The sequence below is a fragment of the Bacteroidota bacterium genome, from assembly GCA_016711505.1.
Taxonomy (GTDB): Bacteria; Bacteroidota; Bacteroidia; order AKYH767-A; family 2013-40CM-41-45; genus JADKIH01.
In genome coordinates this window covers 86,984-103,585 of the sequence record JADJSV010000002.1, presented here as the reverse complement: position 1 = coordinate 103,585, position 16,602 = coordinate 86,984, and the positions used below count along the sequence as shown (strand labels likewise).

General features: G+C 37.7%; 12 protein-coding genes. 1 reads left to right on the top strand and 11 read right to left on the bottom strand.

Translation table 11 applies throughout. The features are described from left to right. Nucleotides 1–19: 19 nt before the first annotated feature. The 7 genes from IPL24_04060 to IPL24_04030 form a co-directional block, all read right to left on the bottom strand. Nucleotides 20–2,536 (bottom strand): glycoside hydrolase family 2 protein, encoded by a 2,517-nt coding sequence (locus tag IPL24_04060; protein MBK8362865.1) that lies wholly within the window; start codon nt 2,534–2,536, stop codon nt 20–22. Continuing rightward, nucleotides 2,533–3,249, bottom strand: a complete 717-nt coding sequence (locus IPL24_04055) for a copper homeostasis protein CutC (GenBank protein ID MBK8362864.1) — start codon at nt 3,247–3,249, stop codon at nt 2,533–2,535. Before IPL24_04055 ends, IPL24_04060 begins: the two co-directional genes overlap by 4 nt. Beyond that, nucleotides 3,249–4,223: a N(4)-(beta-N-acetylglucosaminyl)-L-asparaginase gene (locus tag IPL24_04050; protein ID MBK8362863.1), complete on the bottom strand. Its 975-nt coding sequence runs from the start codon at nt 4,221–4,223 to the stop codon at nt 3,249–3,251. Before IPL24_04050 ends, IPL24_04055 begins: the two co-directional genes overlap by 1 nt. 125 nt (nt 4,224–4,348) lie before the next feature. Continuing rightward, complete coding sequence (locus IPL24_04045; protein ID MBK8362862.1) at nt 4,349–5,938, bottom strand: DUF1501 domain-containing protein; 1,590 nt, start codon at nt 5,936–5,938, stop codon at nt 4,349–4,351. 10 nt (nt 5,939–5,948) lie between these two features. Further along, nucleotides 5,949–7,655, bottom strand: coding sequence for a DUF1800 domain-containing protein (locus tag IPL24_04040; GenBank protein MBK8362861.1), 1,707 nt, complete (start codon nt 7,653–7,655; stop codon nt 5,949–5,951). Between the two features lie 524 nt (nt 7,656–8,179). Further along, nucleotides 8,180–10,408, bottom strand: a complete 2,229-nt coding sequence (locus IPL24_04035; protein MBK8362860.1) for a family 20 glycosylhydrolase — start codon at nt 10,406–10,408, stop codon at nt 8,180–8,182. Between the two features lie 65 nt (nt 10,409–10,473). Beyond that, nucleotides 10,474–11,442 (bottom strand): ROK family protein, encoded by a 969-nt coding sequence (locus IPL24_04030; protein ID MBK8362859.1) that lies wholly within the window; start codon nt 11,440–11,442, stop codon nt 10,474–10,476. A gap of 478 nt (nt 11,443–11,920) precedes the next feature. Here IPL24_04030 and IPL24_04025 point away from each other — a divergent pair, with 478 nt between their 5' ends. Beyond that, nucleotides 11,921–12,202: a T9SS type A sorting domain-containing protein gene (locus IPL24_04025; protein MBK8362858.1), complete on the top strand. Its 282-nt coding sequence runs from the start codon at nt 11,921–11,923 to the stop codon at nt 12,200–12,202. A 60-nt stretch (nt 12,203–12,262) separates the two neighbouring features. Here the strand turns inward: IPL24_04025 and IPL24_04020 are convergent, their stop codons facing one another. From IPL24_04020 to ftsZ, 4 genes are all read right to left on the bottom strand, one after another. After that, entirely contained in the window at nt 12,263–13,741 is a 1,479-nt protein-coding gene (locus IPL24_04020; GenBank protein MBK8362857.1) for a T9SS type A sorting domain-containing protein, read from the bottom strand. Between the two features lie 151 nt (nt 13,742–13,892). Further along, entirely contained in the window at nt 13,893–14,087 is a 195-nt protein-coding gene (locus IPL24_04015) for a cold shock domain-containing protein (protein ID MBK8362856.1), read from the bottom strand. Between the two features lie 141 nt (nt 14,088–14,228). Continuing rightward, nucleotides 14,229–14,678, bottom strand: a complete 450-nt coding sequence (locus IPL24_04010; protein ID MBK8362855.1) for a GatB/YqeY domain-containing protein — start codon at nt 14,676–14,678, stop codon at nt 14,229–14,231. A 385-nt stretch (nt 14,679–15,063) separates the two neighbouring features. Then, nucleotides 15,064–16,581 carry a cell division protein FtsZ gene (ftsZ, locus tag IPL24_04005; GenBank protein MBK8362854.1) on the bottom strand — a complete coding sequence of 506 codons (1,518 nt, stop codon included), beginning with the start codon at nt 16,579–16,581 and terminating at the stop codon, nt 15,064–15,066. Nucleotides 16,582–16,602 lie beyond the last annotated feature (21 nt).

Sequence of the window (16,602 nt, the reverse complement as noted above, 5' to 3'; positions counted from 1 at the left end):
GAAAATAATTCAATTATGATCAGAAGGTATCAACCAGAGAACGTAAATTTAATCCATCGCCGGGCACCAATTCATAAGTCGGTGAGAATTCAATAAAATATTTCTTGTCGGGAATCATGTCAAAATAATTGTCACTAAAACTACTTACATCGTCCTTAATAGATAATTCAACATTCTTTGCAAAAGTATTTACTGAAATTTCGAAAAGAAGCTTATTGCCCGGCAATTCACTGCGCTTCATTGAAACCGATGGCCTTTTTAAACTTAGGTTTTTGCCTTTTTCAAAACAAATAATATCAGTATAAATTGATTTCCCTTCATAGCTTATGTCAGCTGCAATAAATGCGCTTTCACTCTTATACAAACTCTTTAAAAATTTTAATTTCTTCTTATAAGCATCGACTACAGCATTTGAGTTTACTATTACATCTGATCTTTCTGTCCACCTGACATTTCCATCAAAGTCAATTAAACTAATCGTAAGATCTGCAGAAAATGTTATTGAACTATCTGAAATTATTTTTATAGAAAGTAAATCATCATTGAATTCACCATCAACAACCACTTTTCTAAAATCTCTTTTAACCTGATATGCTGCAGCTTTCTCAGTTCCGTAATAATCAAACAAGCTCCAGGATATTCCGGGCCAGCAATCATTCAATTGCCATAGCAATGAACCCATACAACGAGGCATGTGGCTTCGATGGGCAAGTATTGCAATGTTCATTGCTTTTGCTTGCAGTAAATTTGAAAGATATATTCTCGACCGGAAATCTTTTGCCGGATTAAAATGTTCGTTAGAATAAATATCAATCGTTTCAAAACCTTTTGGATGTTTCTGATGGTTTCTTAAAGCAGGACTTGAAAAACTATTGGCAGAGGATCCGGCAAACTTTACAACTGATCTATGTGAAGGCAGCGACTGAAACCCATATTCACTCATGAAGCGCGGTACTTTCGTCTTGTAGACATCAAAAGGTTCCATTCCCCACCACACACCCCAGTAATGCGAATCACCTCTGAACATACTCTCTTTCCTACCCCAACCGATCGAAGGAGATGATGGCCAATACATAGTTGAGCCATCAAATTTTTCAACTTGATCTTTCAACAACTGCACAAACAATTTTTGGTAGTCAGAAATTATCTTTGTTGAATCGTCTTTTGAATAATTAAATTCTTTTTGCCAGCCCCAGTTATTCCAGCCTTCGATATTCTCATTATTTCCACACCATAAAGCGAGTGACGGATGATTTCTATACTTTATAATCGCCTGCTCTGCTTCAAGTGCTACAGAATTCAAGAAAGAAGTATCACCGGGATACATGGCGCAGGCAAACATGAAATCCTGCCATACCAGAATTCCTTTTTTATCGCATGCTTCATAAAACGATTCCGGGGGATAAACTCCGCCACCCCAGATCCTGAGCATATTCATATTAAGACTTGCAGCTTTCTCTACCAGGGAAGTCCACGAACTATCAGTAGCAGTTCCTGTAAAATATTCCGGTGGAACAACATTTGCTCCTTTACAAAATACTTTTTTACCATTCAGAAAAAAATAAAATGATTCTCCGATTGAATCCTTTTCCTGAATTAATTTCAAATCCCTGAAACCTATACTTAAATTTTCTGAAGTGAAAACAGTGTCGCCTGAAAGAATTGTAAATTTGAAATCATACAATTTCGAATTACCATTCTCTCCTATTGTCCATAATTCCGGTTTTAACACTTTAACATCAAAAATAATTTTGTTTCCACCCACATTCAAATCAAAGAATTTAATATCGTCAATTTTAGCATCCGGACTATTCAATTTAATTATTGCAGTCCGTTTGCTTAAAGAATTTACAATTAACTCAAAGCTCGCTTTTGCAAAAGCTGCAGTTAATTGCACCTGAGCAAATTTAACACTTTCAATAGCAATAGAATTTTCAAAAATTAATTTTACAGGTTTACAGATTCCTCCTGCACGCAGGTCAGGCGCGAAATCCCAGCCGAAATTAAATGCTGCTTTACGAACAAACACTCTGTTACCTCCCGGTAATTTCAGATTATTATTTGTGGCGAGTGAGTCGGCAAGTCGATCAATTGGTTTGATATGTATTTTCAAAATATTTCGTTTCCGACAATATTGTTTTACGTCAACTTTGTTTGCAACAAACATATTGTTACAGGATATTATTTTTTCTCCATTCAAATAGATATCAGCATATGTATCAATTCCTTCGAGGAGTAAATAGATTTTTGCGGAAGAAAGATTTTGCTCAGAAAGAAAAAAAGTATCTATATAGAGCCAATTCTCCTTTTCAATCCATTTCAGTTTTTTTTCATTATCACCAAAAAAAGGATCCGGAATTTTTTTATTCCTTAAGAGATCTGCGTAAATAGATCCGGGAACTTTGGCAATAAATATTTCAGACGAATCAACACGCAACAAATGCGCTGACTGAAACAATAGAAGTGTATCATTGGAAATACCGGCAAACGACGAATTTAAAATAAGGATCAGAAGCAAAGAAAAACAATATCTCATAGCAATTTATTTAATTCAGAAATAACTAACCGTATCGTTCTTTCATCAGAAACGTCATACAAACCGGAATCAGAATTTCCCATGGACACCAATGAACTATTTCCGGTTTTATGCTTTGCTGAAAGATGAACTTCACTGACCTTTGTATATGAAACAATTTCGCAGACATTTAAAGGATTGATTCCAGCCCCAGCTAATATAGAAATCGAAGTTGCTCTTTCATTCAAAGTTTTCAGCAGTTCTTTGCCCGCCAGTGCATTTTCCTTTTGTCCGGAAGTTAAAATTCGCTTTACTCCTAATTGTTCCAATAAAAGTAATCCTGAAATCGGATCAGGGACCAGATCAAAAGCTCTGTGAAACGTGAATGGTAGATTTCCTGAAGCTTCAATTAATAATTGAGTTTTTTCAATATCAATTTTATTATTCTGAAGCAATGCACCTGAAACAATTCCGCCTGCTCCCATTTCTCTTGCAAGATGGATATCGCTCAGCATGATCTCCAATTCATCATCAGAATAAACAAAGTCACCTTCGCGTGGGCGAATCAAAACAAAAACATTTTTCTGAAAAATTTCAATTGATTTCCGGATCAAGCCAAACGATGGTGAAATTCCACCAACTTCCAATGCTGCACACAATTCAATTCTATCTGCTCCTGCAGAGTGTGCATTTTGTACCGATTCAAAATTAGCACATGCAATTTCAACTTTCATCAATAGTAACTTTGAGAATCCAGAAGTTTACTTCCGATCGATTTAGTATAAAGCGCATACTGAAATTCGGAATGAATGCAATAAGAACCAATTTCACCTTTCTTATCCAATGCGATAAAGCCGATCTGAGTTTTCTTCGCAACACTTTCTCCTCTTCGTCTGATAATTCTTTTCACAGCCTCTTCACATGCCTGCTGTGGTGAATAATTCTGTCGCATTAATTCTACCACCAAATGAGATCCGCAAATTCGAATTACTTCTTCACCAACACCTGTTGCAGTAGCTGCTCCAACTTCATTGTCAACATACAATCCTGCTCCGATGATCGGCGAATCTCCTATCCTTCCATTTAGTTTAAAAGCCATTCCGCTTGTTGTACATGCGCCTGATAAATTTCCATTCTGATCGAGAGCAAGCATACCTATTGTATCGTGATTCTCTCTATTGATCACCGGTTTGTATTCAGATGTCTTTAACCAATCCTTCCACGCTTGCTTCGATTTTTCAGTAAGCAGATCTTCTTTTTTGAAACCATTAGCTAATGCAAAACGAAAAGCACCTTCACCTGCAAGCATAACGTGTGGTGTTTTTTCCATAACCATTCGAGCAACAGAAATAGGATGCTTAATATTTTCAAGATAAGCGACCGATCCACAATTGAATTTATCATCCATGATGCAGGCATCAAGAGTTACTCTGCCATCGCGATCCGGCAAGCCACCGTAACCAACAGATGTTACTTCAGGATCAGCTTCCGGAACTCTTACGCCTGCTTCGACTGCATCAAGTGCAGTGCCGCCTTCAGATAAAATTTTCCATGCTGCTTCATTTGCCGGAATACCGTGACGCCATGTTGAAATAACTACGGGTTTACGGATTGGTCCATCTACAACTCTAATTCCAAATGCTGAACGCATGGACAAAAATGCTGTAGCAAAGGAAGTGTATTTTATAAAATTCCTGCGGGATGCCATATCGGGTGATTTGGCGAAAGGTAGAAAAAAAGTGCGTTCGCTGATGTGGAAATGAAAGTGTATCCTCTGATTTTTTTAAACACAAAGGACACTAAGTTCACTAAAAGACCACGAAATAGCTATGCTTACTCTGCAATAACCATATTCCTCACCTGCTGCACTGCACCATTCTGGAGACGTGCATAGTATAAACCTGCTGCGTAATTTTCATTCTCCAGCCAGACTTTATATTCTCCTTCAGGATAATCGCCATCGACCGGAGTTTTGATCAAGCGACCTTCGTTGTCGAAGATCTGAACACAGGTATGTCCGCCTTTACTTTTAAAAGTTATGTATGTACTTTCAACAAAAGGATTTGGATAATTACTGATCAGATTCTCACCTGCAGCATTATTTGCTTCATGCTCATTTGTTGATAAGCAAGCTGTGCTTTGAATGATTGGCAGATTCTGGAAATTCTGAAGCATGATCGAATTCAGATCTGCACTCGGTACGCATAACCAATCCTGAAGTATAGAAGCATACACTGACCGGAAATCATATTGCATTGGAATGTTATCGCTTGTTGCAACAGTTGCAGGAATGGTAGGATTTACTCCAAGCATTCCACTTTGAACAGCATTTCCAAAAACAAACATCGGTGCTGCTGCTCCATGATCTGTACCATCTGAAGAGTTTGATTTTATGCGGCGACCGAATTCAGAAAATGTAAGTCCGACAACGCGTTCATCGACACCAAGGAATGCAAGGTCATCCATGAATGCTTTGACAGCAACAGAAACTTTACTTAACAGATCAGCGTGTGTACCTGTTGTAGTATTAGCTGCATCTACTTGTGCAGAGTGATTATCAAAACCACCTAAACTAACCATGTAAACTTTTGTCTGCAAACCACCAGCAACTAAACGCGCAACTATTTTCAATTGATCAGCAAGAGAGTTTGTTCCGGCAGTAGGATAATTGGGACTTTGTGTGGTAATATTACTTGCTGCAGTGGAAATTACTGTTGCATATGCAGTAGATTGTTGAGCTACCTGACGAATATAAGTCAATTCTTTTCCGGCCGGAGTATTTGGTGCGGGATCCTGAATACCATTTATCAGATTGTAAAAACTTGTTGGATCTGAAATTGCCATTCCCATACTTGCTGCAGGACCTTGCATAGCAAGTGAAACACTTGAACCGATTTGTATCGCTAACGGATCAGGCATTGTAGTATTCGGATAACCAATTGGAAAATTCGGGTATTCATAATTCAAATACCGACCTGCCCATCCGCTATCCAGAACCTGATTTGCATCAGAAGCAGTAAGCCAGATATCAGTTGAACGGAAATGTGAATAATTTGGCGACGGATATCCTACAGCTTGAATGATGTTAACTTTTCCATCATCAAACAATTGTTTCATACCTGTCATTGCAGGATGTAAACCTGTTCCTGTTATACCTGATAAAGGAAGCACCTGCGTATCCGGAATTAAAATATTAGAACGTGCTGCAGAAAGATTACTGTATTGATCCAAAGGGATAACAGTATTCAATCCATCATTTCCACCATTAAGTTGAATGAGTACAAGTACATGGTCAGTCAGAACGGAATTCGATAATGCCTGCATCATCGGAGATCCTGCAAATGCTCTGAAAGAAAATCCATTGATCAATGCCGGAAGTGTTACGATCGGCGCTGCTTTTTTAAAAAAATCTCTTCTTTTCATTTTTGCAAGATTAAGAAAGTTGATATTCTGACAAGTCCATAATATAACGATAGAATGATTGTAACCTGGTTTGTACGATCATCAGAAACCCGGCATCAGTCGGATCACCCATGTAATCGTCCCAGGCATTTGTCCAGTAATAATGCGCTGTCTGTCCTGACAATAATATTGTAAGGAGATAATCTTTCACAGCTTGTGAAACATCAATTGAATACAACAAACTTAATACTTCATCGATCAGGAGAACCGGATCTGCGGGATTGGTAAGAGTAGTAGTAAATAAAACAGGATCAAATTTCAAAGTTGCACCGTTTGAGGTATAACCATTTGATGCCATACGGTCTGAAAACTGATTTCGTCTTGGAAGTGAATCGGAGTTGATCCAGATCTCATGATATAATGGCTGCTGGTAGTAGGCCTGCCATCCTGCTACGCTTGGAGGATCACCTGCATCCTGCGACATTAAAGAAGATGTGCTTCTTACTCTGTCCCATGCTGCATATTGTCCCGGAAGATTAGTTGCATCCGGAAATGCAATATCGAAATCGCGACACAGACCAACTGTAAAATCGATCGGACTTTTTATTACACAACCTCTGTTGAGTACATCAAAGAAATGTTCGCTTTTAAAGAGTGCAGAAAGTGTCGGTACTATTTCATAATTATTTGTTCTGAAAATTTGCGCAAGAGGCACGATCACATTTGCTTCTGTTGCAGCATCAATATCATAGTATACAAAGAAACGATAAAGACGACGGCAGATATTCAGAGCTACTTCGTCTTTTGCAAAGATCATGTTAAGAAGATCATCTGTTTCGTTAGCGCCATTTGCTCCGGCTTGACCTGTAATTATTGTGTTGCCATAAAATGCTGAGAACAACTTATCAGTAGAATCATGTTTCAATGGTTCAAAATATGAATTGAATCCATTCGCAGATGTTAGTCCGCCGACAAGATCATTCTTCCAACCTGTTAATACCCTTGCTGCTGCTCTTACATCATCTTCAGTGTATGGTGGATTGCCAAAAGAATCTTTTCCAACGGTAAACAACTCCTGCAATTCACGACCGTAATTTTCGTTTGGTGCTGTATTGGTATTTTTATCACCATTCAGATATTTCAACATTGCTGAATTGATGGTAATTTCTTTTGTAAGTGCTTTAAAATTCCCAAGTGCAAAGTTTCTTAATAGTTCGTTGTATTTGTAAACGTAGGTTGAAACGGTAACCATGTCAAATTCGATCACAAAATGATTGGAATAAAACAAAACCATTTTTTCTCGGATACTTCGCGGCTGATTCAACATTTGAGAAACCCACCATGACTTCAGACTTTTCCTTCTGTGACTATATGTATAAACTGTTCCGCTATTTGTATCAGCTGTTCCCGGCCATGGTAAACCTGCAGCACAGTTTGGATCGGTAATCAGCAAACTATAATTATTTACCGGAGGTGCCGGTGAACTGAACGGCGGATGGTTGATCAATTCCAGTAAGGTATCTACGGCATCACTCATTGACATGGTCAGAAAATAATCAATATCTGACTTTTTAGCTCCGAATTGAGTTCTCCTCAAAAGATGCTTCACTTCACTGATCGACCAGGTTCCTGTATAAGGCGAAAGACCGGATTGAGTCCTGTAAATGTTTGAAAAATCCTGATGTTTGCTAATAGATGACTGCTCCGTTTCCAGAGTTAAAAATTCTCGTCTGTCCATGTGGTAGTTTTGTTAAGACTTAGGCAATGTATAGTTCAATTCTGGATAATAGATGTAGTTAGGTTGATTGTTAATAGTAAGGATTAGGCAGGTTTTGGACTTTTTTTTTATGGGAAGGTTTAAGGTGATTTAAAGTAAATCAAATAAATCCCTTATAGAATGTAATTTTTTCTTTAAAACGGCGTGGGTTCGAAACTTGAACGATAAAATATTGATTCGTTCGAAAGACCCACTGATCAGATACATTTTTATTGAATCATAAAAATGAGCCAAACTATCTACTCTGAACTTTTTAGTAGCCAACTCCAAACTTTTCAAAGTAAAAATGGTTTGGTCTTTACAGAAAAAGAAGTCGAATGAATCCTTTTCAGGAATTTCTCTCGGGGGCCCGACAAAACTTGGGTTTTATCATAACCAGAATGTTCATCATCCTGACAATACAAACTATCAGACATTCCTAAACATAGAAATAAATTGCTGATAAAAAATAGAGCTGGTTTTTCAATTTCTAAAATTTACTTTATTTAATTGACCTGAATTTCATCAACCATAATCCACGCATCATTTCCCGCACCTGGTGCTCCTGCTTCTATTTTACCTTTTGTCGTTGCAATTACTTTTACGTAACGTGCTGAGCGTTTAGCGAATTTTAATGAAGTTAGTCTTCCGGATTTTTTTATTTCATCCGAATTAAGTTTTCCGACACTTGCGAATTCAATATTATCTTCACTGACCAAAACTTCTATTGATGCCGGCGGATAGATCCAGCTTACTGAATCATTCAATACATCGACATTTACCTGCGTGATCTCGCGTACTATCTCTAGATCAATCGTTGCATCCATTCCGGTTTTCTGAAAACCAAGCCAGTCATTTCCATTCCATGGTAAATTTCCAACGATTCCATTTACAAGCGTAAATGCTCCCCCTTTGCTGTATTCAGGATCGGGTTGATCTTTCAATGTCACTTCTTTTCCGGTTGCATAATTAACAAGATACTTCTGCGAAAAAACATTTCCTTTCATCTGACGACCTTCAAACAATGCTGCTTTTAACATCATCGACTGATCGAAATTAAACTTCGAAGTATAAACAGGAGATGTTGCATTCGGCTCTGACATATTTGTTGTGTAATGAATTTGCCCGTTCGGATAATTGCAAAGTAGTTCTACATTTATACCACGACTTCCATTTGGAGTAACACGTGTACTGATATCATAAAATGCTTTGGAATAATTTACATTCAGAAATGACAGTAGTTTAGTATGAGAAGATAATCGTCTTGCAAAACCATCGTAGTCTTTTAATTCCTTTTTTGTCCATGCAACTTCTGCTAACGCTGCCATGCGTGGCATTGCCATGTATTCAAGTTTTTTCCAAGTGTCAATGTATTCTGTCCAGATATTTCCTTGTGTTCCGAGAATATATTTTGATTCATCCGCAGTAAGAACATCTGCAACAGGTTCGAAACGATAGACCATATTCAATGGTAAATATCCACCGATTGCTAAAGGCTCATTCGGGCTTGCTGACTGGTAATAGTCGAAGTAACAATATGCCGTTGGCGTCATTACAACATCATGCTTTTGTTTTGCAGCAGTTACACCACCGGCATATCCACGCCATGACATGATCGTTGCATCTTCTGCTATTCCACCTTCCAGAATTTCATCCCAACCGATAAGTTTTTTATTTTTTGTCTGAAGGAATTTTCCCATTCGCTGAACAAAATAACTTTGAAGTTCATGTTCATCTTTCAAACCTTCTTTCTTCATTAACTCCTGACAAAATGAACTTTCCTTCCAGCGATCTTTCGGACATTCATCACCGCCAATGTGAATATATTTTCCGGGAAACAGTTCACTTACTTCTGTTAATACATCCTGCAAAAAATTAAATGTAAGTTCGCTCGGACAAAATACATCCTTGAAGACGCCCCAGCTTTTACCAACTTCAAATGGTCCCGGAGTACATGCAAGCATCGGATATGCAGCAAGTGCAGCCAGAGCATGTCCCGGCATTTCAATTTCGGGAACGATCTGAATATGTCTTGTTCCTGCGTATTCAATTACATCTTTGATCTCATCCTGAGTGTAAAATCCACCGTACCGAATAGTATCATACCGTTCCGGAGTTTCACTGTAGTGTCCGATCAAAGTTCCATTTCTGTATCCCCCTATTTCTGTGAGCTTCGGATATTTTTTTATTTCAATTCGCCAGCCTTGATCATCTGTGAGATGCCAGTGAAAAACATTCATTTTATACATTGCCAGATAGTCGAGATACTTTTTAACTTCTTTAACAGTAAAAAAATGACGACAAACATCCAGATGCATTCCGCGCCATGAAAAACGTGGCTGATCAGAAATCTCAACAGCAGCAACTGAAAGTTTTGTTGTACGACCGGCAGGTAAAAGCTGGATCAATGTCTGAATTCCATAGAACACTCCGGCACCCGTTCCGCCTTCGATTTTTATATTCATCGAATCGACATTCAAAGTATATTCATCAGGCTTCATTGATGAATTACGTTTCACAAAAACCGATCTTTTCTGCGATGAACCGATTGTAGCTTTTAGAGTAATATTGTAACGATCGACAATATATGACTGCAGAAAATTCAAATCCTTCAATGCATTTTCATCATGACTGAATAAAACTGTCGATTCATTGATCTCAAAATTTCCATTTCCGATTATCAGTTTTTCAGGAAGCGGAATGAGAGGTAAATTGTTTTGCTTCTGAGCCATTATTGAATCTTGTGATATTAAGCAAAGGAGAATTGCAATGGATAATATTTTCATTTTAAATTATAAGATTACTGTGAGATTTTATTTAATTCATTCCATGCTAAAGAAGATGCTCCGAGTAATGCTGCATCACTCTCCGGCAATCCTGAAACAGAAATGGAAATTTTGTTTTTATAAATACTAAGTAGATTTTTCTCGAAGCTTATTTTTGTTGGTACAAGAAGTAATTCCCCTGCTTCGGCAAGACCACCAAAAAGAAAAAATGCTTCCGGACTGGTATAGGCTACAGTATTGGCCAAAGCAAATCCAAGTATTTCTCCTGTATAATTAAAGGAATTGATCGCTACCTTGTCTCCTGACAATGCCATTTCATAAATGGATTTTGAATTAACTGTTGTTTTATCAATTGCAGAAAATTTTTCAGGGTCTTCGTTTGCAAGAAATTCAAGATATGTTTTCACTAATCCCGTTGCACTGCAATATTGTTCCAGACAACCTTTTCTTCCACAACCACAAAGTCGACCGTTCTGAATAACGATTACATGCCCCATTTCACCTGCAAATCCATCATGTCCATAAACCAGATCGCCATTCACAACAATTCCGCTTCCCAGTCCAGTGCCTAGTGTGATGAAAACAAAATCCTTCATTCCTTTTGCGGACCCGAAATACATTTCTCCCATTGCAGCAGCATTGGCATCATTGGTAAGAAATGTTTTAACGTTCATTCTATCTTCGAACATATTGGCAACAGGGATGATTCCATACCAATTTAAATTGGGCGCAAATTCAACAGTCCCTGAAAAATAATTTCCATTCGGAGCTCCAATGCCAATTCCTGCAAGATGTTCTTGAATCCCTAGCCTATTTGCAGAATGCTTCAACTCATCACAAACACGTTCGATCAGTTCATTCGGATCAGCAGAATTCCCTGTTGGTACTTCACTCTTAAAAATGATCTTACCGGATCTATCCACAAAAGAATATTTAGTATTGGTTCCGCCGATGTCAATTCCGGCGCATATAGACTGATCCATAGGTTGATTTGTAAGGACGAATGTAGAGATTTGTTTTATTTTTTTCTAATTTTAGGATGAATGTAAAAAACGGTGCTTTGGCATTCATAATTCAGAGAATTTTATATCTTTATTGAAACTTTCATATAACGATACAAATAATAAATTCCTATTTTCTAAATCGTTGTCAAAAATATGAGTTTAAAATCAATTAATTTTTTAAGAATATTAATACTATTTATATTCTTCAGCAGTGCGATTTTCACTAAGTCGTCCTATTCCCAAACCATTATTAATACGTATTACGTTATTCCACCAACTTCAGGATGTAACGGTGTTTGGGCTTTGGAAAATTTTCAACTTATTTGTCAGGGACTTTTTAGTGCAAAATGATATCCTTTTGGATGTACAAATATAACTTCCGGAAGTATAGTTGGAGATACTTTGTTTTCGAATTATGTGATTTTCCTTGCGATGCTAAGTTACAACAGATTCGGGCATGATCTGCTTTTGTGGCACTTTTCTGCCGAATGAAATCATCGTTAATACTCTGAATGAAAAAATTCAACTCTTGAGTGATAATTATGAATGGCATATAAAAGCAGAATTAAATATAAGTTCAACTTTGGAGATTTTTGATCTCGCGGGAAAAAGTATTTACAAAGTAACGTTTTTTCGGGAAATATTCTTGAGTAAGAATAATTTTCAATCTGGTGTTTATGTATTTAAAGTTTCAAATGGCAATACATCAAAACAATTTAAAGTGATACTCAGTAATTAATTTAGCTTTTATTACTAAAATACTTTGAGCTATTGGCACTCTTTTTTCTATAAACTGCATTTATAGTTTCAATATTTTTACAGATTTCTTATATTCTCCTTTTACTGAAATTTCAACTATATAAAATCCCGGAACGAGTCCGCTTATATCTAGTGCATGATCTGTTGTAATATCTGGCTTTATTAGAACCGCATATCCCAGCATATTATAAATCTTAATTGAATATTCAGAATTACAATCAATATAAATTGTTGATGTCGCTGGGTTTGGAAAAACAGATATTTCATAAAACTCCGGAAGGAAGGCTATATTAAGTAGTGTATCACAAACAGAAGTTGAATCAGTGCCTAAATTATAATTCGGATAGTTTGGGACTGTATATGCCATTACTGTAGGTAATGCAACGCAATGTTGGCAAACAGAACATGACATTCCTAGTGAATCAGGATAATCTATAGTAGCAATTGCTTGTACTCCATTACTGGCAGTTACATATATTTTATTGTCCGGCGCGAGATACGAAGCGAGAAATGTTGTGGCAAAAGGATAAGAAGGTGAATAAAATCCATCATAAACTGCAACTGTATCATAATTCAAATCCCAATCAGGATCATCCAGATCAAATTGATATATCTGAGTAATTGAAGTAACATACAAAAATCGACCTGATCTATTAAATGCAACTCCACCAGCTCCTGAGCTGTCAGGTATAGAAACATGCTTCACCAATGAAAATAGTCCTGTGCAACGATCAAAATTAAAAAGGTCCAGATCCTCACCGCGAGTAGGATCATATCTTGCAAATCTTTTTCCATCCTGAGAAAACACAACTTGTCCATTAGCTCCTGTAACATAATTCGGTCCTATCGCTTGTCTAAATGGGCCTGTTAATCCTTGTGGAGTTACGAGCACAGTTAAAAACTGATCTGAATCAAACTTATGTGTAACTATCCACCAATCTCTTCCATTTGCATGTTTGACAGCTGTCATTTCACCTAAAGTTATTGTATCGTGAATGGCAGAAATGTTTTTTTGAACTACAGCTCCTAAGCCATTATCCAATGTCATATTTATTTTAGAATAAAAAAGATTGAAAGGCTGAATCCACGACATAGTAGGGCCAAAAAATTCAGCACTCATATGGAATAAGTAGTATGAATTTGAATCTGATGGAACCGGAATTATCAAAGCACCTTGACTAATTGGAAGTCCTCTAGTCGCCCATGTTGTAGCAATTTGACCAGGGTTTAATCCTCCGCCATTCAACATGGTTAGTTGCTGCGCATTAATTACTTCAATTCCATTTGTTGCAAACAAAAGTTGTCCTGCATTATCTGAAATAACTGCATTGGTAGCATTGAAATTTAATTGCCGGGGATCAAGCATAGTATCTATGCTCCCTGAAATAAAATCTATTCTACTTCCACCCAAAGGTGCGCCAGAGCCATTAGCATATCCAAACAACCACAAGTTATTTAGTTGACTATAACCAGTCAGTGCTGAAATAAAAAAAGCTATACAAGTTAATCTTATTGCCATAAAAAATATTGACCCAAATTGTAAATATATAATTTCGACATTCGATATGAGAGAGAAATAAATGCAAATTAACAAAGCAAATTCTAATTACACATTTAAAAACAAAAAAAAGGCTACCTTTTGGGTAGCCTTTCACATAAGAGGTGTGCTGTTATGGTAGCTTGCGAGCGTTTACAGCGTTCTGTCCTTTTTTTCCATCTACGATTTCAAATTCAACAGAATCGTTTTCACGAATTTTGTCGATTAATCCACTGTGATGAACAAAAACTTCAGAGTTGTTGTCGTCTACAACAACGAATCCATATCCTTTAGATTCGTTGAAGAATTTTACTTTACCGGTTTTCATTTGGTAATAAATATTAATCTCTCGTCAGAAGCAACCGGGCCCGCAACTCGATTGTTCTAACGAATAATTGATTGTTTAAATAGCGGGCGTTTATTAGCGAGTCAAAGGTAGGATAATATTAATATCCACCAAATTAGCGATTTACATAGCTGCCAAAAGGTCCTTCACCAATTGCGAAACCAACTTATTATCGGCTTTTCCGGCAAAATTTTTCGATGCAGCGCCCATTACCTTACCCAGATCTCCGGGGCCTTTTGCGCCTACTTGTGCAATAATTGCCTGAATTCCGTTTTTAATTTCCTCCTCACCCATCATTTGTGGAAGGTATTTCTCGATCACTTCTATCTCCTCAACTTCACTTTTCGCTAGGTCTTCTCTGTTCTGTTGCTTATAAATATCAACAGATTCTTTCCGCTGCTTCACTAATTTCTGCAAAATTTTAAATTCATCTTCAGCAGAAACCCCATTTGCTCCGGAAGTTTTTGCCAGCAGTAATGCCGATTTCACAGCACGCAATCCGCGCAATGCTGCTTCATTTTTCGAAAGCATGGCTGCTTTGAGGTCGGTGTTTATTTTTTCTTCTAAAGTCATTGTGTGGTATTTTGTGTAAAGATACTCTGCTGAGGTTAAAGTTCAAAGCCCCTGTTGAATTCCGACACACTTCACACTCAAACTCAAACTCACAGGGTGTGGGTGTGGGTGTGAAGTGTGGGTGTGGGTGTGAGGTTGAATTCCGACACACTTCACACTCAAACTCAAACTCAAAGTGTGTGAGTGTGGGTGTGAGTGTGAACGGTCACCGGGCCTCTGTCCGGTAATGACTCTTTTCGTTTTTTTTAAGTTTAAGTTTAAGTGTACGTTTTTAGTTTTAAGTCAAAAAAAAACCTCCCGGGGAGGAGGTTTTTCGGAACAAAACGAAACTTAACATGGAAACTATTTTGGACCGCATGTTAAAACGGCTTACACGAGATTTTTATTAGTCGACGTTGTCGTGAAGAAATGAATTGTTCTGACGCAATTCTGTTTTCTTATCTTCTTCGTTGCTTAATGTATATCTTGAAACACTTGATTCGCTTGAATGTGGTACTGAATCAAGTTTAATATTTCTTCTTTTGAAAGCAGGCTCTTTTTCCATATCAGAAATGTTTGCATTTCCGATTCTATAGCTAAGTTGCTTCAATTTCGTTACACGCTCACGTGCTTTACGAAGTTGCTCATCTGTTTCATCTTCTACCGTGTGATCATAAAGATCATAAACAACCTGCTCGTTCTTTGTCGGATTTGCATCTTGTCTTTCTGCTACGGGAGTTGTGATCGGACTTTCGCGAAGTGTATTCTGACCAAATTCAAAAGTAACTTCACGCGATTCGTTTGCCGGAACATTCGTATCTGCAGGAATATCTTTTTTCAGAATCGGTTCATTGAAATTCAATTCAGGTAAAGCAGGTGATGGAGCTACAGGCGCAACTGCATCATCTAATTTATGAACTGTCTTTACATTTTCTTTTGCTTTGATCTGCTCACTTCCGATCTCTTCACGAGTCTTGAATCCTGTTGCAATGATCGTCACCAACAATTTCTCGCCAAGACTTTCATCTGTACAATTTCCCCAGATGATATCTGCAGTAAGACCTGCTTGCTCCTGAATGAAATCAGTGATAACACCGATCTCGTCCATTGTAACTTCTTTTGATCCTGATGCTACATTCATTAATATGTAACGCGCTCCTTTGATATTGTTATCGTTCAATAAAGGCGATGCAAGAGCTTGTTCAACTGCTTTCGTTGCACGGTGTTCACCTTCAGAAATCGCTGAACCCATTATCGCTACTCCACTATTCTGAACGGCTGTTTTCACATCTTCAAAATCGACGTTGATATAACCTGTTACAGTGATGATCTCTGCAATTCCTCTTGCAGCAGTTGTTAAAATATTATCTGCATGCGAGAATGCATCTGACAAATTAAGATTGCCAAACATTTCACGCAGCTTTTGATTTCTGATGATCAGAATAGTATCTACACTATTCTTCAATGCTTCAATTCCATCGTCGGCTTGTTGCTTTCTTTTCTTTCCTTCGAATTCGAAAGGAATAGTAACGATACCGACTGTAAGAATCCCCATTTCTCTTGCCGTTTGTGCAATGATCGGAGCAGCACCGGTTCCGGTACCTCCGCCCATTCCTGCTGTAATGAAAACCATACGAGTATCCGCCAATAAAAATTTGCGAATGTCTTCGATGTTCTCGATTGCAGCATTTCTACCAACTTCAGGAATTGACCCGGCTCCACGGCCTTCTGTCAGACTACTTCCCAGTTGAATTTTTGTCGGGACCGGCGACATTTCTAAAGCCTGAGCATCGGTATTACATACCACGAACTCCACGCCTTTGATTCCCTGACGATACATATGATTTACAGCATTGCTGCCACCACCACCTACGCCGATTACTTTGATGATAGACCCCTTGTCCTTATTAAGATCGAATTCCATGTTGAAAATGTTTTTTTGTGT

Excerpts from the sequence above, each read along its gene's own strand:
- IPL24_04060 (MBK8362865.1), bottom strand. The coding sequence starts at position 2,536 with ATGAGATATTGTTTTTCTTTGCTTCTGATCCTTATTTTAAATTCGTCG.
- IPL24_04055 (MBK8362864.1), bottom strand. The coding sequence starts at position 3,249 with ATGAAAGTTGAAATTGCATGTGCTAATTTTGAATCGGTACAAAATGCA.
- IPL24_04050 (MBK8362863.1), bottom strand. The coding sequence starts at position 4,223 with ATGGCATCCCGCAGGAATTTTATAAAATACACTTCCTTTGCTACAGCA.
- IPL24_04045 (MBK8362862.1), bottom strand. The coding sequence starts at position 5,938 with ATGAAAAGAAGAGATTTTTTTAAAAAAGCAGCGCCGATCGTAACACTT.
- IPL24_04040 (MBK8362861.1), bottom strand. The coding sequence starts at position 7,655 with ATGGACAGACGAGAATTTTTAACTCTGGAAACGGAGCAGTCATCTATT.
- IPL24_04030 (MBK8362859.1), bottom strand. The coding sequence starts at position 11,442 with ATGGATCAGTCTATATGCGCCGGAATTGACATCGGCGGAACCAATACT.
- IPL24_04025 (MBK8362858.1), top strand. The coding sequence starts at position 11,921 with ATGATCTGCTTTTGTGGCACTTTTCTGCCGAATGAAATCATCGTTAAT.
- IPL24_04020 (MBK8362857.1), bottom strand. The coding sequence starts at position 13,741 with ATGGCAATAAGATTAACTTGTATAGCTTTTTTTATTTCAGCACTGACT.
- IPL24_04015 (MBK8362856.1), bottom strand. The coding sequence starts at position 14,087 with ATGAAAACCGGTAAAGTAAAATTCTTCAACGAATCTAAAGGATATGGA.
- IPL24_04010 (MBK8362855.1), bottom strand. The coding sequence starts at position 14,678 with ATGACTTTAGAAGAAAAAATAAACACCGACCTCAAAGCAGCCATGCTT.
- ftsZ (MBK8362854.1), bottom strand. The coding sequence starts at position 16,581 with ATGGAATTCGATCTTAATAAGGACAAGGGGTCTATCATCAAAGTAATC.